The sequence below is a fragment of the Ruegeria sp. BI12 genome (genome assembly GCF_056537985.1).
In genome coordinates this window covers 615094-639299 of the sequence record NZ_JBQFSL010000002.1, presented here as the reverse complement: position 1 = coordinate 639299, position 24206 = coordinate 615094, and the positions used below count along the sequence as shown (strand labels likewise).

General features: G+C 55.4%; 23 protein-coding genes. 14 read left to right on the top strand and 9 right to left on the bottom strand.

What is annotated here, in order from left to right; genetic code table 11:
- Window positions 1-27 precede the first annotated feature (27 nt).
- The 5 genes from ACR0AK_RS16120 to ACR0AK_RS16100 all read left to right on the top strand — a co-directional run bounded on the left by ACR0AK_RS16120 (window position 28) and on the right by ACR0AK_RS16100 (window position 4379).
- Window positions 28-1062: an ABC transporter substrate-binding protein gene (locus ACR0AK_RS16120; RefSeq protein WP_480794070.1), complete on the top strand. Its 1035-nt coding sequence runs from the start codon at window positions 28-30 to the stop codon at window positions 1060-1062.
- Window positions 1063-1094: 32 nt separating this feature from the next.
- The gene (locus tag ACR0AK_RS16115; RefSeq protein ID WP_480794069.1) at window positions 1095-1958 is read left to right on the top strand and encodes an ABC transporter permease; all 864 of its coding nucleotides are present in this window, start codon (window positions 1095-1097) and stop codon (window positions 1956-1958) included.
- Complete coding sequence (locus tag ACR0AK_RS16110; RefSeq protein ID WP_170560011.1) at window positions 1955-2740, top strand: ABC transporter permease; 786 nt, start codon at window positions 1955-1957, stop codon at window positions 2738-2740. The genes ACR0AK_RS16115 and ACR0AK_RS16110 overlap by 4 nt, the downstream gene beginning before the upstream one ends.
- Entirely contained in the window at window positions 2740-3786 is a 1047-nt protein-coding gene (locus tag ACR0AK_RS16105; protein WP_480794068.1) for an ABC transporter ATP-binding protein, read from the top strand. Before ACR0AK_RS16110 ends, ACR0AK_RS16105 begins: the two co-directional genes overlap by 1 nt.
- A gap of 206 nt (window positions 3787-3992) precedes the next feature.
- Window positions 3993-4379 (top strand): DUF4345 domain-containing protein, encoded by a 387-nt coding sequence (locus ACR0AK_RS16100; protein ID WP_480794067.1) that lies wholly within the window; start codon window positions 3993-3995, stop codon window positions 4377-4379.
- A gap of 29 nt (window positions 4380-4408) precedes the next feature.
- Here ACR0AK_RS16100 and ACR0AK_RS16095 read toward each other — a convergent pair whose 3' ends face one another.
- Window positions 4409-4837: a VOC family protein gene (locus ACR0AK_RS16095; RefSeq protein WP_480794526.1), complete on the bottom strand. Its 429-nt coding sequence runs from the start codon at window positions 4835-4837 to the stop codon at window positions 4409-4411.
- Window positions 4838-5152: 315 nt separating this feature from the next.
- On the opposite strand from ACR0AK_RS16095, the gene ACR0AK_RS16090 reads away from it, so the two are divergent.
- Entirely contained in the window at window positions 5153-7945 is a 2793-nt protein-coding gene (locus ACR0AK_RS16090; RefSeq protein ID WP_480794066.1) for a bifunctional aconitate hydratase 2/2-methylisocitrate dehydratase, read from the top strand.
- A 37-nt stretch (window positions 7946-7982) separates the two neighbouring features.
- Here ACR0AK_RS16090 and ACR0AK_RS16085 read toward each other — a convergent pair whose 3' ends face one another.
- The 6 genes from ACR0AK_RS16085 to ACR0AK_RS16060 form a co-directional block, all read right to left on the bottom strand.
- Window positions 7983-8915 carry a hypothetical protein gene (locus ACR0AK_RS16085; protein ID WP_480794065.1) on the bottom strand — a complete coding sequence of 311 codons (933 nt, stop codon included), beginning with the start codon at window positions 8913-8915 and terminating at the stop codon, window positions 7983-7985.
- A 6-nt stretch (window positions 8916-8921) separates the two neighbouring features.
- Window positions 8922-10235 (bottom strand): TRAP transporter large permease, encoded by a 1314-nt coding sequence (locus ACR0AK_RS16080; RefSeq protein WP_170560001.1) that lies wholly within the window; start codon window positions 10233-10235, stop codon window positions 8922-8924.
- Between the two features lie 4 nt (window positions 10236-10239).
- Window positions 10240-10773 (bottom strand): TRAP transporter small permease, encoded by a 534-nt coding sequence (locus ACR0AK_RS16075; protein WP_480794064.1) that lies wholly within the window; start codon window positions 10771-10773, stop codon window positions 10240-10242.
- Window positions 10774-10841: 68 nt separating this feature from the next.
- Window positions 10842-11819: a TRAP transporter substrate-binding protein gene (locus ACR0AK_RS16070; protein ID WP_480794063.1), complete on the bottom strand. Its 978-nt coding sequence runs from the start codon at window positions 11817-11819 to the stop codon at window positions 10842-10844.
- 51 nt (window positions 11820-11870) lie between these two features.
- Window positions 11871-13121: an NAD(P)/FAD-dependent oxidoreductase gene (locus ACR0AK_RS16065; protein WP_480794062.1), complete on the bottom strand. Its 1251-nt coding sequence runs from the start codon at window positions 13119-13121 to the stop codon at window positions 11871-11873.
- Complete coding sequence (locus ACR0AK_RS16060; RefSeq protein ID WP_480794061.1) at window positions 13118-14251, bottom strand: enolase C-terminal domain-like protein; 1134 nt, start codon at window positions 14249-14251, stop codon at window positions 13118-13120. Before ACR0AK_RS16060 ends, ACR0AK_RS16065 begins: the two co-directional genes overlap by 4 nt.
- Before the next feature lie 99 nt (window positions 14252-14350).
- On the opposite strand from ACR0AK_RS16060, the gene ACR0AK_RS16055 reads away from it, so the two are divergent.
- Window positions 14351-15271, top strand: coding sequence for a LysR family transcriptional regulator (locus ACR0AK_RS16055; RefSeq protein ID WP_480794060.1), 921 nt, complete (start codon window positions 14351-14353; stop codon window positions 15269-15271).
- Here the strand turns inward: ACR0AK_RS16055 and ACR0AK_RS16050 are convergent.
- Window positions 15232-16926 (bottom strand): thiamine pyrophosphate-binding protein, encoded by a 1695-nt coding sequence (locus ACR0AK_RS16050; protein ID WP_480794059.1) that lies wholly within the window; start codon window positions 16924-16926, stop codon window positions 15232-15234. The two genes, ACR0AK_RS16055 and ACR0AK_RS16050, sit on opposite strands and share 40 nt — an antisense overlap.
- Before the next feature lie 72 nt (window positions 16927-16998).
- Here ACR0AK_RS16050 and ACR0AK_RS16045 point away from each other — a divergent pair, with 72 nt between their 5' ends.
- From ACR0AK_RS16045 to ACR0AK_RS16015, 7 genes are all read left to right on the top strand, one after another.
- Window positions 16999-17739 (top strand): GntR family transcriptional regulator, encoded by a 741-nt coding sequence (locus ACR0AK_RS16045; protein ID WP_480794058.1) that lies wholly within the window; start codon window positions 16999-17001, stop codon window positions 17737-17739.
- Entirely contained in the window at window positions 17736-18455 is a 720-nt protein-coding gene (locus tag ACR0AK_RS16040; protein WP_480794057.1) for an aspartate/glutamate racemase family protein, read from the top strand. The genes ACR0AK_RS16045 and ACR0AK_RS16040 overlap by 4 nt, the downstream gene beginning before the upstream one ends.
- 117 nt (window positions 18456-18572) lie before the next feature.
- Complete coding sequence (gene queC, locus ACR0AK_RS16035; protein ID WP_480794056.1) at window positions 18573-19271, top strand: 7-cyano-7-deazaguanine synthase QueC; 699 nt, start codon at window positions 18573-18575, stop codon at window positions 19269-19271.
- Entirely contained in the window at window positions 19271-19624 is a 354-nt protein-coding gene (gene queD / locus ACR0AK_RS16030) for a 6-carboxytetrahydropterin synthase QueD (RefSeq protein ID WP_480794055.1), read from the top strand. Before queC ends, queD begins: the two co-directional genes overlap by 1 nt.
- On the top strand, window positions 19621-20322 hold the full coding sequence (gene queE, locus ACR0AK_RS16025) for a 7-carboxy-7-deazaguanine synthase QueE (RefSeq protein WP_480794054.1): 702 nt from the start codon (window positions 19621-19623) through the stop codon (window positions 20320-20322). The genes queD and queE overlap by 4 nt, the downstream gene beginning before the upstream one ends.
- A 15-nt stretch (window positions 20323-20337) precedes the next feature.
- Window positions 20338-20802: a preQ(1) synthase gene (queF, locus tag ACR0AK_RS16020; RefSeq protein ID WP_480794053.1), complete on the top strand. Its 465-nt coding sequence runs from the start codon at window positions 20338-20340 to the stop codon at window positions 20800-20802.
- A 210-nt stretch (window positions 20803-21012) separates the two neighbouring features.
- Entirely contained in the window at window positions 21013-22869 is a 1857-nt protein-coding gene (locus ACR0AK_RS16015; protein WP_170560759.1) for an SLC13 family permease, read from the top strand.
- A 73-nt stretch (window positions 22870-22942) separates the two neighbouring features.
- Here ACR0AK_RS16015 and ACR0AK_RS16010 read toward each other — a convergent pair whose 3' ends face one another.
- Window positions 22943-24205 carry an HlyD family type I secretion periplasmic adaptor subunit gene (locus tag ACR0AK_RS16010; RefSeq protein ID WP_480794052.1) on the bottom strand — a complete coding sequence of 421 codons (1263 nt, stop codon included), beginning with the start codon at window positions 24203-24205 and terminating at the stop codon, window positions 22943-22945.
- Window position 24206: the final 1 nt, after the last annotated feature.

Here is a 24206-nt window from a genome sequence, read left to right as displayed (position 1 = left end):
CCAATTGCGAATGACAGGGAGGTCAAAATGAACAAGCAATTTCTGATGGCAACAACCATTGCAGTATTCGGAACAGCCGCGGCCGCTGACGAAATACGGGTACTGAACTGGCAAGGATACGGCACCGATCTTGACTGGGCGGTCGGCGCCTTCGCGCAAGCAAGCGGCCATACCGTGGTGCATGAGTATTTCAATTCCGAACAGGAGATGCTCACCAAACTGCGGACAAATCCGGGCGCTTATGATGTGGTCTTGATCAACGCGGCCTTTACACCTCAGGCTCAGGAAGAAGGTCTGATCGGACCCATTGACGTCACACTAATTGAAAATCTCTCAGATGTGCCCCCAGACATAGCGGGCAATCCGGATCTGAACGCCGGTGGTGCGCTGCACGGAGTTCCGTGGACTTGGGGCCTTACTTCTTTTGCCGTCAATACTGGTGAATTTGATCAGACACCGGATTCGATCGAAGTGTTTTGGGACAAGGCACATGAGGGCAAAGTTTCGATCCGCGACGATGCGCTTGAAGCGGTGCAGTTTGCTGCCATTGCAACCGGTCAGGACATCAACAATATCAGCGATCTGGATGCCGTTCAGGCCAAGCTTGCCGAATTGATGCCGCAGATCAAAACCTATTGGGGATCAGAAAACGACTGGAACCAGTTCATGGCAGCGGGCGATCTGGATGTAGCAACCTTCTGGTCGGGGTCGGCAAGTCGGTCGATGGCTGCGGGCCTGCCGGTGCAGTTCGTTGTGCCCAAAGAGGGCGCTATCGGGTGGCTGGACGGATTGTCCATCCCCACCTCCTCGACCAAGAAAGAGGCGGCGCACCAGTTCATCGACTGGATGATCGATCCCGAATTCTACGTGAAATGGGCTGCCGAAGGAGCACCTGCCTCTGCCAATGCCAAAGCAGCGGCGGCACTGCCTGATGATGCATTCAACAAGCGTATTCTGGGCGATCCGGAGGTCGTCGCGCGGGTTCAATTCCAGCGGCCAGTTTCCGAAGATAACCGAAAAAAATACCTCGAACTGTGGCAAGGCCTGAAGGCGGCGCAGTAGGCAGATAGCCCGAATGAGGGAAGTGATCGAAGATGTCTAATGTCCTTGCAAATCAGGAACGACTGAAAATCTTCGGTCTGCTCTCTCCGGCCTATCTTTGGCTGACAGTGGCGATCTTTCTGCCGCTGTCGGCCATGCTGTACTTCAGTTTCCTGTCTGATGTACCGTTTGGCGACGCCGAGTGGACATACACGGCGGATAACTATCGGGCCTTTTTCCAGACCTCGACGTATGCCACGCTTTTGTGGAAATCTCTCAAACTTGGTTTGATGGTGACCTGCATCTCGGTGCTGGTCGGATTTCCGTGTGCCTATGTTTTGGCCAAGGCCATCAAGGGCCGATCACGCGAGGCGTTGTTCCTGCTGGTCATCCTGCCATTCTGGTCCAACTCGCTTGTGCGCATCTTTTCCTGGGCCATCGTTCTGCGCGGTAATGGCGTACTGGAACTCGGACTGAACGCGATCCTGCCTTTTGAAGTCGACGTAAATCTGATGTTCACCACTCCTGCCATCGTAATTGGGCTGGTGCATTCCTACCTGCCTTATGTGATCCTGACATCATACCTGGCCTTGCAGGCCATCGACGACAATCTGATCGATGCAGCCCGATCGATGGGCGCCAATAAGCTAACGATCCTGTGGCGCATCATCCTGCCGCTATCCTTACCCGGCTTGCTGGCTGGAGCGGTCCTGATTTTCGTGCCAGTCGTTGGCTCATTCATGGAGCCGCGCATTCTGGGCGGTCGGGTCGGCACTTATTTCGGCACCGTGATCGAGGATCAGTTCGTCGCGGTGTTCAATTGGCCGCTCGGCGCGGCGCTATCCTTCATCTTGCTGGCTGTCGTGCTTCTAATCCTCGCGGTTGCCAGCCCGGTTTTGAAGAGGGCACAGACATGAGCGGGCGTTTCCTGACCCTATTGGGAAAGACTTGGCTGGGTCTGATCCTGTTTTTTCTCTACGCGCCGATCATCGTAATGGCCTTCATGTCCTTCAACGCGTCGCAATATTACCAGCTGCCCTTCGAGTTTTCGCTAAAGTGGTACCAGGATCTGGCTGGCAACGATGAGATCATCGCCGCCGCAACTCGGTCCGTGCTAATTGCGCTTGTGACCACGGTCATCGCCACCATTCTAGGCACCGCCGCGTCGGTTGCGCTGTTCCGGTTCGAGTTTCGCGGCAAGCGGTTCCTACAGGTCATGCTGTTTCCCCCGATCGCCATTCCATGGCTCATCACAGGTACCGCCATGCTGATCTTCTTCTTTGGCGTCGGGCTGGGACGCGGAACGCCATCTGTGATCATCGGCCACGTAGCGCTGGCGCTGCCTTACGTCATCGTCGTCGTCAGCGCCCGGCTTGCGACCTTTGACGCAACGCTGGAGGAAGCGGCGCGCTCTCTTGGGGCCGATGCCTGGACGGTGACGCGACGTGTCACGCTGCCTTGGATTTCGTCCGGTGTCATCGCAGGGGCCTTGTTTGCCTTTGCGGTCAGCTTTGACCAATTCGTGGTGTCCTATTTCCTGTCCGAACCCGGCGACAGCACGCTACCAGTTTTGATTTACACCTCTATCCGCAAAGGGTTCACACCGGAAATCAACGCAATTTCCACGATCATAATTGTTGTTTCAATGGCCGTGATGCTGTTTGCCGCACGGTTCTCAAACTTCGGAGGAGAACGCTGATGGCCGAGGTTTCTGTCCAGAACGTCACTAAACATTTCGGAACGCTGAAGGCGCTCAATAATGTTACGATGGATTTCCCTGACGGGGGGTTCTTTGCGCTACTTGGACCGTCGGGCAGCGGCAAAACTACCCTGCTGCGCGCCATTGCAGGCTTTATTTTCACCGATGGCGGTTCGATCCGTATCGGGGATAAGTCGGTCGAGCACATCCCTGTCGAAAAACGCGACATCGGCATGATGTTTCAAAACTACGCGTTGTTCCCCAATATGACGGTGGCGGATAACGTCGGCTTCGGGTTGCGGGTCCGAAAGGTAGGGGCCGACGAAGAACGTCGCCGCGTCGGGGAGGCGTTGGAGCTTGTCCAGCTCGGCCAGCACGGGGACCGCAAACCGCATCAGCTGTCCGGCGGCCAACGTCAACGGGTCGCATTGGCCCGGGCCATGGTAACCAATCCGAAGGTACTGTTGTTGGATGAGCCGCTGTCGGCACTCGACAAGGCGCTGCGCGTTGACATGCAGATTGAACTCAAGCGAATTCAGCGTGAGATTGGTATCACCACCATCTTCGTGACGCATGACCAGGAAGAAGCTCTGACCCTCTCCGACAAAATAGGTATCCTCAAGAACGGCACCATGATCCAGGCCGGTCCCCCGCGCGAAGTTTACAGCAACCCTGCCGACGTCTTCACTGCCGAGTTCCTTGGCGAGGCCAATTTCTTATCAAAGGACGGAAAGGGCGTCCTCGGTCTGGATGCGGCCAGCATCAAGCTGCCCGCCGGCACCGGGACCAACGCGACTCTGGCGGTCCGGCCCGAAAGCATGAGCATCACAGTTGACGAGCCGCAGCAGGACGACATGTCGAAACTGCCCGCGACGCTCGAGCGCCGCATATTCGCCGGCGCAATGGCAACCTGTATACTCAATTGCGACGGGCAAGTGTTTAAGGTGATCGCACGTGATCAGGATATCCCCGAACTAAAAGAAGGTGGCCAAGTCTGGCTGAGCTGGAGGCCCGAAAAGACAATAGTGGTCCCCAGCGGTGGATAATAGACAGCAGAATGTTACATCGAAAATGCCGTGGTGCGCTGATCTGGATCGGTAGCCCGGATCAAGGACCAAGACATGCGTGCCGACGCATATATCCCAAAGCAGCCATTCAAACGTTGATTGGTCTGAATTCACGTGATGCAGTGCGGAATTGAGATTATTCAGGTTGTGAAAGACACATTCAACGGCGGTTGGACGGGGGTAAGATGCTGAACGATCAGAAAATCATAGTGTTCAATTCTATCGTCTTTGGACTGGTTGGCTCGGCTTTCCTGGTTTTTCCGCAGACACTGGCTGAATTCACGACAGGCAGCGCCCCTTCTTCACCTTCCGGTCTGATGGATATGCGCGCTGTTTACGGTGGGGTCGTTCTTGGATTTGGGGCAGTGTTGTATCATTTGGGACGTAGCCCGGAAACTCGAAGGCAGGGGTTGCTGGCGCTGATCGCCGTCCTTGGCGGCATGGCCATCGGTCGTGTTATAGGTTTTTTTGTCGATGGCCCCGGCAATTTCTTTATGTACACGTTTTTGGCTTACGAGGTTCTGTTCATATTGCTTTGTGTTCTTGCTCTGGGCAGAAAACCAACGGTGTAGTTGCAAGATCCTGCGCACGGATTGCGCCTTTACAATCCTTGTCGTCCGTCTCGTCCAGGTTCGTTCGGGTCGCTTGAAAACAATGCGATCTTGTTGCCTTGTGGGTCGCGAAGGTAACCGACATAGAAGTTCGGCCCATAGGATACTCGAAAGCCGGGCTGCCCCTCATCAAAGCCACCGGCGGCCAGTGCGGCGGCGTGAAGATCTCGGACCTGTTTTTGACTGCGCGCCTCAAATGCAACCATTGTCCCATTGCCTGCCGAAGCTGGACCCCCATCAAAAGGTGATTTGATGTAGAGCTCAGGCAGGGCCTGCGATTGGCCGGGTTGCTGGGGCAGCGAATAGCTCAGGTCGCCATGGTACTTTTCTTGCCTGTATCCGAGGGCCGGCAGAAAAGCAGAATAAAAGCGTTCCGCGCACTCGATGTCGTCAACGCCAAAAGTGAAGTATGCAATCATTCTGTGCACATCTTTTTGCAGATCGGGTTCTTCGAACGGAGAATTTGAACATCGTGTGGACAAGACCCCGTGCTCATCCGACCGACTATACAGTAACCATTTACTCGATTGTATCCCGGCTGAACTGATAGGGACAGTCGCCATGATCAGCGTTTTAGAACTGAACAGGATCCAGTCACGAAACAAAACCGGTAAATTTCCAATGCGGTATCTTGAAACCTTGGCAGCAATTGTATACCGGTGCATACAAATATGATCGAGCGGGTTGCCCAACGCCTCTCTACAGCAGCAGACCTATACAAAGCGGAAACAGCCATGAGCCAGTATTCAGATTATTTGGATGAAATTGAAACGCGTAAAGAACAAGGGCTTAGCCCAAAACCCATCGACGATGGTGCGCTGGTCGAAGAAATCATCGAACAAATCAAAGATACCGGTCATCCACATCGTGCAGATTCGCTGCATTTCCTGATTTACAACACGCTGCCTGGCACAACCAGCGCTGCAGGTGCGAAAGCAAAGTTCCTGAAGGCTATTATCCTCGGCGAAGTAACTGTCGAAGAAATCTCGCCCGAATTCGCATTCGAACTATTGTCGCATATGAAGGGCGGCCCGTCGGTTGAAGTGCTGCTGGATGTTGCTCTGGGCGACAAACAGGATATCGCGGTTCAGGCTGGCGAGGTCCTGAAAACTCAGGTCTTTCTGTACGAAGCGGACACGGATCGCCTGAAAGCAGCCTATGATGCAGGCAACAAAATTGCTGCAGACATCCTTGAGAGCTATTCCAAGGCAGAGTTTTTCACAAAGCTTCCCGACGTAGACGAAGAAATCAAAGTCGTCACCTATATCGCGGCAGAGGGTGACATTTCCACCGACCTTCTGTCACCGGGCAATCAGGCGCACTCGCGGTCTGACCGTGAGTTGCATGGCAAATGCCTGATCTCGGAAGCTGCACAAAAAGAAATCGAAGCGCTGAAGCTGCAACACCCCGACAAGCGCGTGATGTTGGTTGCCGAAAAAGGCACTATGGGTGTTGGATCTTCGCGGATGTCGGGTGTTAATAACGTGGCGCTTTGGACTGGCAAACAAGCCAGCCCCTACGTGCCTTTCGTCAATTTTGCACCGGTCGTGGCAGGCACCAACGGCATTTCGCCGATCTTCCTGACAACAGTCGGCGTCACCGGCGGGATTGGTGTCGACCTGAAGAACTGGGTCAAAAAAGTGGACGAGGATGGCAAAGCGATCCTAAACAACGACGGCAACCCGATCCTTGAGCAGCGCTATTCCGTCGAAACAGGCACCGTGCTGACTATCAACACGAAAGAGAAAAAGCTCTACAGCGCTGATGGCAGTCAGGAGCTGGTCGACATGGCAGGCTCTTTCACGCCGCAAAAGATGGAGTTCATGAAGGCTGGTGGATCCTACGCCATCGTCTTTGGCAAGAAGCTGCAAACATTTGCGTGCGAGGCACTGGGCGTCGAACTTAAATCAGCTTTCGCCCCGTCGAAGGAGATCAGTCACGAAGGTCAGGGCCTAACGGCCGTGGAAAAGATCTTCAACGCCAATGCCCGCGGAACAACGCCCGGCAAAACTCTGCATGCGGGCTCGGACGTACGCGTCAAGGTCAACATCGTCGGCTCTCAGGATACCACTGGTCTGATGACCAGCCAGGAGCTTGAGGCCATGGCGGCCACCGTGCTGTCACCCAGTGTCGATGGCGCATATCAATCTGGCTGTCACACGGCGTCGGTTTGGGATCTCAAGGCGCAGGCTAATACACCGCGTCTCATGGCGTTCATGCACAAGTTTGGCCTGATCACCGCGCGGGATCCCAAGGGTGTGTATCACTCGATGACAGACGTTATTCACAAGGTGCTGAATGACATCACTGTGGATGACTGGGCCATCATCATCGGCGGCGATAGCCACACACGGATGTCAAAAGGCGTAGCCTTTGGCGCTGACTCGGGCACGGTTGCGCTGGCGCTTGCCACGGGTGAGGCGACGATGCCAATCCCTGAATCTGTCAAGGTAACGTTCAAGGGCGAGATGGCCCCGCACATGGATTTCCGCGACGTGGTCCATGCCACGCAGGCGCAGATGTTGGCACAGCACGGTGACAACGTGTTCCAGGGACGGATTATCGAAGTGCACATTGGTACGCTTTTGGCGGACCAAGCCTTTACCTTCACCGACTGGACAGCCGAGATGAAGGCGAAGGCATCGATCTGTATTTCGAACGATGACACGCTGATAGAGTCATTGGAAATCGCCAAGTCCCGCATCAAGATCATGATCGAAAAGGGCATGGATAACGATGTTCAGATGTTGCAGGGTCTGATCGACATCGCCGACAAACGTATCGCCGAAATCCGCTCGGGCGAGAAACTGGCCCTGCGCCCTGACGACAATGCCAAGTACTTTGCCGAAGTCGTCGTGGATCTTGATCAGATTGTCGAACCGATGATCGCCGATCCGGATGTCAACAACGCCGATGTATCCAAGCGCTATACCCACGACACGATCCGCCCGATTTCTTACTACGCGGCGGAAAAGAAAGTGGATCTAGGCTTTGTGGGATCGTGCATGGTGCACAAGGGCGACATCAAGATCGTGGCCCAGATGCTGCGCAACCTCGAAGAGGAATACGGCAAGGTCGAGTTCAAGGCCCCGCTTGTTGTTGCCGCGCCGACTTACAATATCGTTGATGAGCTGAAGGAAGAAGGCGACTGGGCAATTCTCCAGAAGTATTCGGGCTTTGAGTTTGATGACCTCTTCCCCAAGCAAACCGCACGGACCGAGTACGAGAATATCCTCTATCTCGAGCGCCCGGGCTGCAATCTTTGCATGGGCAACCAGGAAAAAGCCGCCAAAGGTGACACCGTTCTGGCCACGTCCACTCGTTTGTTCCAGGGCCGTGTTGTGGCGGACAGCGAGACAAAGAAGGGTGAATCCCTTCTGGGCTCGACCCCGGTTGTTGTTCTGTCAGCTATTCTGGGTCGCACGCCGACTCTGGAAGAATACAAGGTGGCGGTCGACGGCATTGACCTGACCAAGTTCGCCCCGCCGATGGAAGCGCCCGGTACGACCCGCTCGGTGCATTTCTAAAACAAATAAGGGCGCGACGAAACTCGCCGCGCCCTGATTACTCTGCTGTGGCCGTCACTTTGTAAAAACGGCGCATCACAATAGGGGTCAGGTACATCGGGATTTGATAAGCCCCGATGAACACCAGAAGTGAAGCGGTGACCTCAGATGGCAGCGCGATCAAAAAAATCGCGACATTCCGGTTTCCAGCGACAATGGATAAAGCGGTGGTTTTGTCTGCAGTCAAATGATTGCGCGCCAGAAAAAACATCACCAGTTGTGCGCCGAAATTGATCAAAAACGCAAATCCGATCCAAAACGCGGCAAGACCCGGATCGGTAAGGGCTGCTGCGGTTACGGAAGGCATCAAACCGATCACAAAGACTGCAAGGGTAATTGTTGCCAACCCTTCCAGGTTTTTGAGTGCGGTTTCGGACGGGTTTCTCAGAAAAAAACGCCGCAACAGCACTCCAGCGACAGTTGCCCCCGCTATGGTCAGAAAAAGGCGTAAAACTGCGATCAAAACGGATTGAAAATCACCCAACTCTGGTACTAGCGCGAATATCGGAAAGACCGTCAGCGGTAGAACCGCGGTCCCGATAACCATCAAGCGCAAGGCGTATTCTGGTGGGTGCCCCATCATCAGGCACATATTAGCACTGCCCGAGATGGATGGGGCCGCCATCATAATCAACAGAGATAGAAAGACCGGCGTGCCGGTCCATCCACCGATCAGGCCAATAGTCACTACGACCAGCGGCAAAATCAGCTGAAACGAAATCACTGTATTTCCAACCTGGCGTAGTTCGACCAGAGACCCCAACAGCAGAGACGGCTCAATGCGAAGGACGGTCAGAAACAGCAGCAGTGCAACTAGCGGCGGCAAGACTGCCCGCATCGGTTCGGCCAACGCAGGCAGCAGCAATCCTGCGGCCAACCCTGCGACCAGAACATAAGGACCGTTGCGCGCCGCAAGATGAAGAGGGTTCAACGCCCCCTACCCACCCGGGCTTTGTCTGAGGTTTTCCGGCAACCACGTAGCAAGTTCCGGGAACCAGATCAGGACGAAGACCATCAGCACCATGATCAAGAACATCGGTATCGCGGCTCGGGCGATATAACTCATCTCATGGTTAGTCATGCCTTGCATCACAAACAGGTTGAAGCCGATCGGCGGTGTGATCTGCGCCATTTCAACAACGACCACGATGAAGATACCGAACCAGATCAGGTCGATACCCGCATCCCGGATCATAGGCTCGACCACGGCCATCGTCAGCACAACTGAAGAGATGCCATCGAGGAAGCAACCCAGGATGACATAGAAGACCAAAAGAACCATCAACAATTCAAACCGTGTCAGCTCCCATCCGGCGATCAGGTCAGCCAACCCGCGCGGTAGGCCGGTAAATCCCATGGATAAGGAAAGGAACGCAGCCCCGGCCAGGATAAGGGCGATCATCGCGCTGGTTCGGGTTGCCCCCATCAGGCTTTCCGTAAATGTCTTCCAGGTCAACGACCCCTGCCCCGCGGCCAGCAGCAGACCACCGATCACACCAAAGGCGGCGGCTTCGGTCGCCGTGGCATAGCCAAGGTACATGGAGCCAATCACCACCATGATCAGCAGGATCACCGGCAACAAGAAGCGTGAGTTTTTGAGCTTTTCAGAAAAGCTCAGTTTGCCCTCACTGTTAGGGTTCCAGTCTTTACCCAATTTCGAATAAATTGCGACATATCCCATGAACATCGTCGCCAACACCAATCCGGGCAGGATGCCCGCAAAGAACAGTTTGGTGATCGATTCATTGATGGTCACGCCATACACGATCAGCGTCAGCGACGGTGGGATCATCAAACCCAACGTCGCGGCACCTGTAAGTGTACCAATAATCATCCGTTCGGGGTAATTGCGTTTGCGCAGTTCAGGAATCGACATCTTACCAACTGTAGTCAGTGTGGCCGCTGACGAGCCGGACACGGCCGCAAAGACCGTACAACCCACGATATTGGTATGGACCAACCCGCCTGGCAAGGGCGCCATCCACGGCGAAAGCCCTTTAAACATGTCTTCCGATAATCGCGTTCGATACAGGATCTCGCCCATCCAAATGAACATCGGAAGTGCGGTCAAAGTCCAAGAGGAGGATGCCGACCAAATGGTCGTGATCATCACGTCGCCTACGGGGCGGGTCGTGAAAAGCTCCATTCCTACCCAGGCAACGCCCATAAGCGCCAGCCCGACCCAGACGCCGGTACCCAGAAGGGTGAACAGAACAAACAGGAAGAGGATGATAACAGACAGGTTTTCCATGAGCTCACTCCCCGTGGCTCTGATCGGCCAGATCACGGACGATGCGGTGATCGCCACGGAACAGGACGTGGATCAGATGGTCTGTCAGGGCGATTGCAAGAATGACTGCGCCAATCAGCATTGCAGACTGCGGAATCCAAAGCGCGGTTCTGTCCTGCCCTTGGCTGATGTCGTTGAATTTCCAACTCCAATAGACAAAACGATAAGCATACCAGCAAAAATACCACATCACCGCCGCGCCAACAGTAAAGCACCAAATTTCAAGGATGCGCCGAACCCGGTCGGGAACCGCATTGAGCAGGATAGAGACACGAATGTGGCTGCCACGGTTCAGCGCATTGGCAAAAGCCAGAAAAGACGCGGCGGCCATGGCATAGCCCGCGTAATCGGGGGCACCGGGGAAAACTTCACCAGTCCAGCGGGCAAGCATCTGAACAACGATCAGCAGCAAAATCGCGATCAGGCTAAGTGCCGCCAAAACCCCCGCCGCCAGATAGATGAAATCCAATACGGACCTGAGCCCTCGTAGCGCTGCCATGCTATCCCCACTATTGGTGTATTGATGAAAACGGGCGGCAGATTGCTCGACCGCCCGGCTCTGGACAATTACTGAGACGAATTGAATGCGTCGACGATGGCTTTGCCCTCGTCTCCGGCGGCCTCTAGCCACTCGTTCGTCATGGTAACGCCGATTTCTTTCAGCTCGTTGGTCATCTGCTCGGATGCCGGGCCTACTGTCATGCCGCCGTCACGCAGACCTTGCAAAGTGAAGCCAGTGTATTCCTTTGCACGCCAGTTGCCTGCGTATTCGGCAAGCTCTGCGCAGCCCTTGATGACGTTCTTGTTGGCATCAGACACGCCGCCCCAAACGTCTGAGTTCACCATGACGTAGTTGCGTGGCAGCCAGGCATCCACTTCGTAGAAGTAGTTCAGGCTTTCCCAAACCTTGCGGTCGTAGCCGGTTGAACCAGAAGACACCATTGAATCCGCGACACCAGTGGCAAATGCCTGGCTGATCTCGGCGGCCTCGATTGTCACCGGCAGCATACCGGTCAGTTCTGCCAAACGAGACGTCGCGTTATTGTAGGACCGGAATTTGATGCCTTCCATATCCGCGACCGAGGTGACCTCATCCTTGAAATACAATCCTTGCGGCGGCCATGGCACGGCATACAGCAACGTCAGGTTCTGTTCAGCCAGTAGTTTCTCGATGGATGGCTTCGCGGCCTCCCAAAGTTTGGCGCTGTCGTCGAACGAGGTTGCAAGGAAGGGGATCGAGTCAAACCCGAACAATGCATTCTCATTCTGGTGGCCGGACAGCAGACGCTCGCCAATTGGGGCCTGCCCGGTCTGAATGGCGCGCTTGATGTCGGCCCCCTTGAACAGCGAACCCGAAGGGTGTGTGACGATTTCAATCTCACCTCCGGTGCCCGTCGTCACGCATTTGGCAAATTCCGCACCTGTGGCTGAATGGAAGTTCGACGCCGAATATGCCATCGGCATATCCCATTTCTCGGCCGTCGCCGGTGCGGTTGCTGCGGCTGTCAAAGCGGTTGCCGCCAAAAGGCTTGTCAATTTCTTCATCTTTTTCTCCCTGTTTAATTTTGTGTTTCCGGCCTGTTTTACCGTTGCTTCTTAAGTCACGTAGCGAGATGGCGCATAAACGCTCATGTCCGCGTTTGGGGTCCTGCCCGCGATCATCTGCGCCAGTAGACGCCCTGTTTTCGGCCCGCCCGTCAGGCCGATGTGATGGTGGCCAAAACCCATATACGCACCGTCAACCCCCGGCACCTCGCCAATGATCGGGATCGAGTCTGCCGGCGCAGGCCGGTGCCCCATCCATTCCACTTCGTCCTTCCATGTCACGCCCGGAAAGGCCGCCCGAGCGTTCTTGCGCATCAGTTCGAACGGCGCGCGCGAGGGCGGCGCGTCCAGCCCGCCGAATTCCACAATCCCGGCCAGCCGAATGCGGCCATCCATCGGCGTGGCAACGAACTTGCCCGAAGCAACCATAACCGGACTTTTCGGCATCGCGGAAGGTTCCACTAATTCAAGATGATAACCACGTTCTGTCTCTAGAGGAACAGAAACACCCAATTTGCTGGCCAAAGGCCCGGACCAGACACCAGCAGTGACGATGGCAGTGTCGCAAGCGATTGTCTCACCGGCCGCCCGTACGCCAATGACCTTGCCGTTATCGCGGACAACATCTTCTACTGCTGCGCGGATAATCCTGCCGCCGTTGACTTCGACATGCGCGGCCAGGTCTTTCACATACCGTCCGGGGTCAGTGATATGTCCGTGATCAGAGAATTTAGCAGCAAACCCGATATCCTTGCTGAAGATCGGGTCATAGGTGTGGAAGGCGTCGCCCTCGAGTTCCTGCCATTTAAACCCATTCTTGCGGCGGACATCCCAACCAAAGGCGTCGCCTTCAAAGTGCTGGCGGTTTTCATAGAGGAACAGATAATCCGAAGGCACGATCCATTTTTCGGCAGCCGTTCCCTGAGCCAACGCTTGATGGTCATCCAAGCTGTCCCCAACAATAGGGGTCAGTGCTGCGGCGATCCGTTCCACATCGCTTGCGTTGGCGTGTTTCAAATAACGCGTCAGCCATGGCAACAGCTTGGGCACATAACCCCATTTCATGAACAAGGGCTGCGACGGATCAAACAGCATTTTCGGTGCTTTTTTTAACAAACCCGGCACCGTTACCGGGATGATCGAGCACGACGCCAGCACGCCGCCATTGCCATGCGAGGTGCCTTCGCCCGGTCCGGCCTTGTCGATCAGGATGACATTATGCCCGTCACGCTGCAGCCACACGGCGGCAGACACGCCGACAATTCCGGCGCCGATAATCGCTATGGTTCTGGATTCGCTCATCCCCCCACCACTTTCGAGACGGCATAGTGGTCTAGCTTGGCAACATCCGGCCTTGCGCCCAAACCCGTTCCGTCAGGCACAACGACATGCCCCTGCTTTATCTCGAAGGGTTCTTCGAGGATATCCTCGGCCAAAAAGTAAGAGGCCTGATAGAATTCGCAGCCCAGTGTAATTTCCGGCGTCGCGGCGATCATATGAGTTCCGGCCAGATGTGCCAAACCAGCTTCGAACATATCCCCGCCATAAGCGCTGAGACCATGTGCAGCGGCTACACGTGCAACTGTTTGCCCACGCGTTATACCGCCGGATTTCATGATTTTGACTGATACGCCGTCGCAAATACCCTCACGCGCGGCCCGTTCCATATCCTCTGGTCCAAAAACACTTTCGTCGGCCAGCAATGGGACATCTGTCAATTGCCTCAGCCTCGCCATCATGCCGTAGTGGTGTGCGCGAACAGGTTGCTCGATGAAATCTGGATGAAACTGCGCGACGTCTCGCACTTGAGCCGGCGCATCCTCGATCGTCAGGCCCTGATTATAGTCTACACGTACCGAGAACTGTGGATATTGCTTCGCCAAATGCTCAAGCCGCATAATATCGAAGGCATGGTCCTTGAAACCTGTCTTCAACTTCACAATCCGCACGCCATCGTCCTGCAATCGCGCAAGCAGATCGATATCCTGCGCAAAATCGGGGTTCGCGACAGAACAACTCAGCGGGATCGTGTCACGGCATTTTCCACCCAACAAAGACCAAACAGGTACGGCGCTGATCCTGCCCGTCAAATCCAAAAGTGCAGTTTCCAGCGCCGCTTTGGCCTCGGTGCAATGCGCCACTGCGTATGCGGCCCGCGACATGATTGCAGCCCTGTCAGCGACTCGCGCGCCCATCACCAACGGCCGGAGATAGCGATCCAACGCGGCATAGGTTGCTTCGGGCGTTCCTGTGAATACCGACCAGGGTGAGGCTTCACCGTATCCCTTGCTGCCATCCTCGGATGTCAGGCGCAGAATAACGACCTCGCATACGCCTTCGACAGACCCAATGCCGTGGTCCCGGCGGGATGTGACAGGCAGTTCAAGATGCCACAGGTCATAGCCGATGATTTTTTGTGACAGATCGCCCATTCGTCCTCCCCAGCGATGGGTGGCAGCCTGCCTTGACCAATATATCATTTCAAATACTATATTTTCATAAGTCCATCATAAGAAATGATGAGGTAGACTGTGTCTTTGCGTTTTCGTCAGTTGCAGGCGTTCCATGCCATCATGGAAACCGGAACCGTGACAGCGGCCGCCTCTGTGCTGGGAATCTCGCAGCCGGGTATCAGCAACCTTCTGGCTCAGCTGGAGCGGGAGGCTCGGCTGCCCTTGTTTGAACGCAACAAAGGACGTCTTTTGCCGACGCCAGAGGCCGAGCTTTTGTATCGTGAGGTCGATACAGTCGTTCGTGGGCTGGACCATGTCGCGCAGGCTGTCTCAGATCTACAGAACAAGCACCCCGGTCAATTGCAGGTCGCCGCTCCTCATCTACTCTCGTTTGGCTTCATGCCCCAAGAGATTGCGCGTTTTGCCAGATCGCGCCCCAACCTGTCCGTCAGTTTTCAGTCCCAGTACTCGTCGAAAATTCAGGAGTGGGTTATCTCTGGCCTGTTCGAGATTGGTATCGTCGAGATGCCAATTCTACACGACACACTGAACTATCAGGTCTTTCATTTTGAAACGATGGCGACATTCCCGGAGGGAAGCCATCTGGCCGCCCATGACGTTCTGACACCAGAGTTATTGGAAAACGAACCCTTTATTGTCATGGGCCCTGAACATCAAACCCACCGTCGGACGCGCGACATTTTTCAGGTTGCCGGACGCGCGTGGCAAACGCGAATTCACACGCATTTGTCAGAAAACCTGCTGAGCTTTGTAAAACAAGGCATGGGTGTCGCGATGATCGACCCATTCACCGTTACCTTCGATGGAGAGAGCGGGTATCAAACCCGCCCTTTCAAACCTGCAGTCACGCTGGACCTTGCGATTATCACTGCAAAGGGGCGCCCTTTGTCGACGATTGCGCAGGAATTCTTGGCCCAGTTGACTCCATCAATCGCGTCTTACGCTACCCACTCCGAAACCGGTGCCGCCGCTTCGTGAAGCGGCTGCGAGTGAATGTCGACCAGCGTCGGACCATCGTGTTCAACTGCCAGTTTCAATACACGACGCAGGTCGCCCGGGTCTTTCACCGTCCAAGATTTGACGCCAAACGCTGAAGCAACCGCAGCGTGATCGGTTCGGTTGAAGTCCACGTTGTAATAACGTTGACTAAATCCCGCATCCTGTCCGGCTTTGATCCAGCCAAAGACCGAGTTTGAGAATACGATCGAGGTAATGGGCATCTTGTGCCGCACCATCGTTTCAAACTCACCGCAAGTGAAGCCGAAAGAGCCATCCCCCATGACAGACAGTGTCTTCACCGACGGTCGGCCCACGTGGGCCCCCATAGCAGCACCCAGCGAATATCCCAGCGCACCATGCGCCCGATTGGTGATAAAATGGCGCCCCGGCTTACGCCAGCGGTAATGGGCACTGAAGTAGGGGCATGGGGTGCCCGGATCAGCGACGACAATCGCGTCGTCGTCCAAAATGTCCGCAAGAGCTGCCATAACTGCTTCTGGCCGGATCGGGGTTTCGCGGCTGGTCGCAAGCGGAACAAACGCGGCCAGCTTGGCCTCCCAAGCCGCACGGGCCTGTGCCGCACCGTCGAAACCTGGCAAATCACCCCGCGCCTCAAGCGATCGCGCCAATGCCTCAAGTGCCAAACGGGCGTCGGCACAGATGGCGACTTCGGTTTGATAATTCGCTCCGATCACCATCGGATTGCTGTCTATGTGGATAATCGTGGCGTCCCGCCCGGGGCTGCGCCAGCGCTCGGTCGTCACCGATCCCGCTCGGCATCCGACAAATACAACAACATCTGCCTGATCAACAACGGCGCGCGTAGCCGGAACACCACCGTTCGACCCAACGACGCCCAAGGCAAGCGGGTCAGTTTCCGCAATAGATCCTTGGCCGGAAACCGTTGTTGCAATCGGGATATCCAAAAGAGCTGCGACTCGACGCAACGCCCCCTCGGCGCCGGAAAGAACCGGCCCGCCGCCACAAACGATGACTGCCGATTTGGCTTTGATCAGGAGGTCAGAAGCTGCTTCAATGGCGTCCAGATCCGGCCCTGCGCGTTCCGCAGGATAACTGCGGTGGCGTGTGTCTGCCCAGATTTCAGCCTCGTCCACCTGCCCTTTTTGCGTGTCAAAGGGCAATGCCAGATGTGTCGCGCCTGGCGTTCCGGTCGTCATTGCCCGAAAAGCCGTGCGCACCATTGCCGGCAGGCGCGTGGCGTCATCGAGGGACGTGTTCCACTTTGCCAGTGGCTTGAAAAGCGCGGCCTGATCCAACTCGGTCAACGGGTACTTTCCCCGACTGGTCGTCGCCACATCAGAGGTGATCGCCAAAATAGGAACCGAGCTTTCGCTGGCCTCAACAACGCCCGGCAGAATGTAGGTCGCACCGCCACCGGACGGACCCTCGCAAACACCCGGCTTTCCGGTCACGCGCGCATATCCGTCGGCCATATAGGCCGCGTGACGCTCATCTCGCGTCAGAATGTGCTGAATGCCATGATCCATGCGTGCCAACGCGTCATAGAATGGCAGCGTTGTATCGCCGCACAGGCCGAACATGTGTTTCACACCGTGTGCTTCCAACATGCGCACCATTGCTTCGGCTCCTGTCAGATAGTTCGTCCCGGTCATGGCTGGGTTCCTTTGGTTTACATTGCACACAGCGCTGTATACAGTTTTGTATATTGATTTCAAGAGCGACCTGTGTCACGCCTTGAAAAACTGGAAAAGGCAGTACTTATGGCGGGTCCGCGCGTTGACGACATCTATGATCAGGTAAAGGCGATGGCCGTCTCGTTTCGTCTGCGACCAGGTGATCGGTTGAATGAAGTGGCGCTGTCGAAGGAATTGGGCGTCAGCCGTACACCCCTACGCGAAGCGCTGAATAGGCTAGTGGCGGAACGCCTGTTTGATTTTCGCCCCGGCCAGGGGTTTTTCTGTCGCCCGCTGGATGCGCAAAGTGTGTTCGACCTGTTCGAACTACGCCAAATCATCGAATCCGCCGCAGCGCGCAGCGCCTGCGCCAAAGCGTCAGACGAAGATCTGAAAGCTCTACGTGACGAGCTTTATTCGACCGGCATCGACATAACCGGCCTGACAGTCGAAGAGGCCGTTAGCAGGGACGAGGCTTTTCATTTGGGCATCGCCAGACTTTCGGGCAACAACGAAATGATTCAGACCCTTACCCGGATCAACGAACGCATCCGCTATATCCGTTGGATTTCCATGAGCTTGGATCGCGTCCAACGCTCGAAAGGCGAGCATAAGAGGGTCATGCAAGCTTTGATGGATCGTGACGCGGACGAAGCAGCGCGCGTGTTGAGTGCGCACATTTCCAAGCGAATGGATCAGGTTCAGGAATCGGTGCGCCACGGGATATCCAGCATCTACATGGAAGGGCCCGAAGAAATCTCGGCGCGCGTTATTGAGGAGACGCACGGATGATCGCCCAAGGCGGAAAATCCATTTACGGAGCGTCGGTCGGCATTCTTATGCTGGACGCTCAGTTCCCGCGCATACCCGGAGATATGGGCAATGCGGTGACATGGCCGTTTCCGGTGCTTTATCGCATCGTTCGGGATGCTTCACCAGATCGGGTGGTTCGGCGCCGAGCTGACGGCATGTTGGACGCCTTCGTTGAAGCAGCGCGTGAACTGGTCAAGGATGGCGCGGATGGCATCACCACGAATTGCGGGTTTCTGTCTCTGTTTCAGAAAGAACTGTCCGAGGCTGTGCCAGTCCCGGTTGTGACATCCTCGTTGATGCAGGTCGAAATGGTGAATCGAGTTCTTCCCGCCGGTAAACGCGCCGGAATTCTGACCATATCGGCATCCACACTGACCAACGATCACCTGCAAAGCGCCCACGTTCCGGACGACACACCCATTGGCACCACCGAAGGCGGGCGCGAATTCACTCGCGCAATACTGGGGAACGAACCTAGCCTGGATGTCGAAAAGGCGCGTGCAGACAATGTTGATGCAGCGCTCGCGTTGCAGTCTCAAAACCCTGACCTTGGCGCAATTGTTCTGGAATGCACGAATATGTGCCCTTACGCGTCAGATATTCAGCGCGCCACGGGATTGCCCGTCTTTTCGATCGTGACGTTGGTCAGTTGGTTTCAAGCCGGACTTTTGCCGCCGCGCTTCCCCGATCCTTAGGGAGAGCAACGGCCGTTCGAATCCACAAAGTCGTGCATTGCGCTTACCGGTAAAAACCCGTAAGCGTCCAGCCCGCCGGTCGCAGCCTACCCGGCTATCAAAACAAGGACTGAAAACATGAATACTACATTGGTCTGCTCCGGCGGACTGGATTCCGTGTCGCTTGCCCATGTGTTGGCCGCGGAAGGAAACCTCTCGCGGCTTGTGTCTTTCGACTATGGCCAACGCCACACCAAAGAACTGACCTTCGCTGCCCTCTGCGCGCAGCGGCTGGACGTGCCCCATCACGTGATTGACCTGCGTTCCGTAGGTGCATCGCTGACGGGTTCGGCCCTGACCGACGACGTGGACGTACCTGATGGCCATTACGCGGAAGAAACGATGAAGGTGACGGTTGTTCCCAATCGCAACGCGATCATGCTGACCATCGCTTATGGTGTGGCAGCAGCGCAGGGGGATGATGCGGTGGCTGCTGCCGTACATGGCGGGGACCACTTCATCTATCCCGATTGCCGCCCCACATTCACCGATGCGTTCGACACCATGCAACGCGCAGCGCTGGACGGCTATGCCGAGGTCGCGCTGCATGTGCCGTTCGTGCACCGAAGCAAAGCCGACATTGTCCGAGAAGGCGCGCGCGTGGACACTCCGTTCGATCAGACATGGTCCTGCTACAAAGGCGGTGACCAGCATTGCGGCCGATGCGGAACATGCGTTGAACGGCGCGAGGCGTTCGAGCTGGCCGGAGTGCCGGACCCAACCAAATACGACGACACCGAGTTCTGGAAATCAGCCATCGCAGGAGCAAGTGTCTGATGTACCGGATTACAAAAGAGTTTCACTTTTCCGCCTCACATCAGCTGACCCACTTGCCTGATGATCACCAATGTGCCCGGATGCACGGCCATAACTATATTGTCGTGGTCGAATTGGCCGGACGCGAATTGAACACGGATGGGTTCGTGCGGGATTACCACGAGCTGAAACCGCTTAAGACCTATATCGACGACGAATTTGACCACCGGCACCTGAACAGTGTGCTGAACGTCGTTTCGACTGCCGAAAACCTAGCGCGCCATTTCTTTGACTGGTGTGCAGCCCGCTGGCCGGAAACCGCAGCGGTGAAAGTGTCCGAGACACCCAAGACTTGGGCCGAGTATCGCCCATGACGTTAAGGATATCCGAGATTTTCGGCCCTACAGTGCAGGGTGAAGGCGCGCTGATCGGTCAACCGACAGTGTTTGTACGGTCTGGGGGGTGCGATTTCCGATGCAATTGGTGTGACAGCCTGCACGCCGTCGACAGCGCCTATCGCCAAGATTGGACGCCGATGGAGACCGAGGCTGTTTGGTCCGAGGTCCAGCGTTTATCAGGTCGACGGCCTCTGACCGTGTCCTTGTCTGGTGGCAATCCTGCCATTCAGGACTTTGGCCCCCTGATCCGGCAGGGCGTGGCTGAAGGTTATGCCTTTGCGTGCGAAACCCAAGGTTCGATCGCGAAGCAGTGGTTTGCCGACCTCGCCATGCTGGTTCTCAGCCCAAAACCGCCCAGCAGTGGCGAGGATATGGATTGGACCGCGTTTGAGGCGTGCCTCGACGTACGCCCTGCGCAAACTGTCCTAAAGATCGTGATCTTTGACGATACGGATTTCTGTTGGGCACAAAGCGTTGCGAACCGGTATCCGGACCTTCCCCTTTACCTTCAACCCGGCAACCCGGAAACCGACCCGACCAGCCCGGTTGATTTGACCAAAGCCACCAGCCGTATGGAATGGCTGATCGATAAGACTCTAAATGCCGGGTGGTTCGCACCCCGCATTCTGCCGCAGCTGCATGTGATGATCTGGGGCAATAAACGCGGCGTCTGACCGCAGGAGCATAACATGACTGATAGTATCTACAGCAACCTCACCCAGTTGGGCGGAGACACCAAAATTCCAGCGAGTCCGGAACAGGCAGTTCTGGAACGCGTACAAAATCCGCAGGCTGATGTGGACTACAATGTGCGCTTTACGGCACCCGAGTTCACCTCGCTGTGCCCGATGACGGGCCAGCCGGATTTTGCCCATCTGGTGATTGATTACGTACCTGATCAATGGTTGGTGGAAAGCAAGGCGCTAAAACTGTTTCTCGGCTCTTTCCGCAATCACGGCGCCTTTCACGAAGATTGCACCATCTCGATTGCCCGCCGCCTGCAGGAGTTTCTGGAACCAAGGTGGCTACGCATCGGAGGTTACTGGTATCCGCGTGGAGGCATTCCGATCGACGTGTTCTGGCAAACTGGGCCGCTGCCCGAAGGGGTATGGATCCCAGACCAAGGTGTACCGCCTTACCGTGGGCGTGGTTAACCCACTCGAAACGTGATTTTGTGAGGGCCAAGCCTGATTGAACAATCAAAGGCCCTTACGCTACGCCTTCGCTGTGTTCGTAATTTTGTTTCGCTTACATTCAATATTTTGAAACATCATGACAACCATTCTACGATGGGTTAGATGTTCTTTTAATGTAAGAACATATTCCTGGTGACGTTTGTGGAACAGGTGGCCTTTAATTTTGAGATGGGTGTCGTTTGCGCCCTTCTTGCTTTCACCGTTTTTCTCTTTGTATCTGAAATCGTTAGAATTGACCTTTCTGCCATACTTGTATTGGTCATTATCGGCCTGCTCAGTTACGTGCCTGGGCTCGAAAACCTCGCCAACGTGCCGCACCTTTTTGATGGTTTCGCATCCAACGCGGTGATTTCGATTATCGCCGTCATGATTGTTGGCGCGGGCCTCGACAAGACCGGCATAATGAACAAAGTAGCCGCCGTTATTCTGAAGTACGGCGGTACATCAGAGAAACGTGTGCTGCCCATTATTTCAGGCACTGTCGGTGTTATTTCATCGTTCATGCAAAACGTTGGAGCCGCCGCCCTGTTCCTTCCGGTCGTCAGTCGAATATCCTCTCGGTCAGGCATCCCGCTTTCGCGCTTGCTGATGCCTATGGGGTTCTGCGCCATCCTTGGTGGCACAATGACGATGGTCGGTTCTTCGCCGCTTATTCTGTTGAACGATCTGATCCAGACTGCAAACAACGGCCTGCCCGAAAGTCAACAAATGGCGCAATTTGGCCTGTTCTCTGTAACGCCGATCGGGGTTGTTCTGATTCTGACCGGTATCGCCTATTTTCTTCTGCTCGGTCGTTGGGTTTTACCGGGTGATGAGGGATCCGAGAACACGGGAACAGGACAGGGAACACAGGAGTATCTGCAACGGGTCTATGGCCTGAAAGCGGATGTTTTTGAAGTAATTGTGCCAGCCGAAAGCCCGTTGGTTGGGCAGATATTGGCTGACATAAACCACGAAAACCACCTGTACATCATCTCCACATTCTATCGCGGAAAGACCTCGATGGTTCAGGTCTTGACGGCTGAAATTGCAGCACCATGTCGGTTGGCGATTATCGGCCGGCGTTGGGTCGTTGAAGAATTCGCCGACAAATACGGGCTGACCGTTCTTCCAGAGCTCGACATTTTTGTCGAAGAGTTCGCTCCAACCAATGCCGGAATCGCCGAAGTTGTTGTGACACCGGACAGCAAGCTGATTGGAAAATGCCCTCGTGAGCTTCTGTTTCGCAAGACGTATGGCATGTCGTTGCTTGCCATCCACCGCGGAGAGGAAACGCTCAGCCATGTTGAATCCGACACGCACGAGTCCACTCAAATCGGGCTTGAGGAGTTCCACGCAGGCGACATGTTAGTCGCCCATACCCGCTGGGACAACCTGATGCGGATCAAGCGCGACCCCGACTTTGTGGTCGTGACCACCGACTTCCCCCAAGACGAGCTTCGCCCACAAAAGGTCGGTTGGGCGCTGGCATTTTTTGCCATTTCCCTGTCGATGATCCTGTTCACCGACATTCGCCTGTCCCTCTGTCTTTTGACGGGAGCCGCGGGAATGATGTTGTCTCGAGTGCTGAGCGTTGACGAAGCCTACCGCGCCGTTGGGTGGAATACGGTCTTTCTGCTCGCATGTCTTATTCCATTAGGTCAGGCCGTTCAGAATACCGGCACGGCAGCGTGGATCGCGCAGCAAATCATGATCATTCTGGATGGATGGCCGATCTGGTCCCTTCAGGCAGGAGTTGCGGTTTTGGCGACAGCATTTTCGTTGGTGATGTCCAATGTCGGCGCCACCGTTCTGCTAGTGCCATTGGCCGTTTCAATTGCAGTGGCAGCTGGCGGTAATCCAGCTGTCTTTGCTTTGACGGTAGCCATATCAACCTCGAACAGCTTCATTATCCCAACTCATCAGGTAAACGCCCTGATCATGGGTCCTGCAGGGTACAAGGTGATGGACTTCGTGCGCTCAGGCGGGGTTATGACCATTTTGTTTCTTGTTGTGTCTCTCCTCATGCTCAATCTGCTGTACTGACTATTCGAATGCACGGGGATGGTTCCGCGATTGCTGCAGAAGGGATGGTGTGAGATCGCTCCTTAGGCGCAAGCTAGCGTTCACTGAATGCGCGTTCCATTGTCATCTGAATCGGTTTAAACAGGTAGGATAGTAGTGTCTGTTCGCCCGTTGTCATCTCTGCAACAACAGTCATCCCGGCCTGAAGCGGACGCTCCCACGGACCCGTGCCGACCTTCGCTTCGGTCAGCTCAAACGAAGCTCTGAAATAGGTTTCACCGTTTTGTTCATCCGTCTGAGCCACAGGGTAGATGGATAGCAGGCGTCCTTCGACCTTTCCGAAACGACGCGCATCGAACGTGTCTACGCTTACTGAAGCCGGCTGATCAACCTCAACATGGCCAATCTCGGAATTTGCGATACGTGCTTCAACGATCAAGGCCTGGCGAGTCGGCAAAATTTCAAAGATCACCTCGCCGGGCGCTATGACTTCCCCCGGGTTTGGATACGTTATTGCCTGAACAATTCCACGTGCCGGGGCCGAAATACGCAATGCAGCCAATTTTGAGTTCACGACATCCAGTGAAACTTCTAATTCCGCACGCTTTTGCTCAAGTTCGGCCCGACGGGTCAGCAGCTCATCTCGCAGGGCAAGTGTTTCTTCGGCTTTGGCTGCGCGTGTTAACATCAGCGCACTCTGGGCTTCCGCCAGACGGACCTGAGCGTCAGAAGCCGCTGCGCGCACCACATCCACTTCATCCTCTTCCTCAAGGAAATCGCTCAGAGACTTTAAACCTTGCGCCCGCAGTTGCGCGTATCTTTCCAGAATCTCTTCTTTCTTTCGGACACGATCCTGAGCGAAATGCGCGGCCCGTGCCAGAAGATCCAATGTTTTTTCTTGCTGTTCGATCGATGCCGACTGAATGCGTTGGCTTTCCGCGTAAAGTTTCAGCCTTGCAGCAGCGGCGACCAGGCCTTTGCTATTAAGCGCGGCTATCTCCGACCTTTCAGGTAGAGCCTCCTGATCCAGCACCGCCAGTACAGCAGCCACTGTGGCTAGGTCTCTCTGAACCGCGGCAAGCTGGCCAGATGTGACATCCCTTTCCCGAGTCAGATCCGGGTGTTGAAGCTCAACCAGCAAATCCCCGGCCTCAACCAATTGGCCATCGCGGACATGAACGGCTCTGACAATACCGCCCGGCATCGTTTCAATTTGTGGATATGCGCCAACAGGCAGGATAGTCCCTGGGGCGCGGGTGATTTGGGGAACGGCAGTTTGCCCCGCCAGAACCACAAGACACACGACCATGGTCGAAACCGCAAGCGAGAGGAATGCCGCAAACCGGGGCCGCCTCATT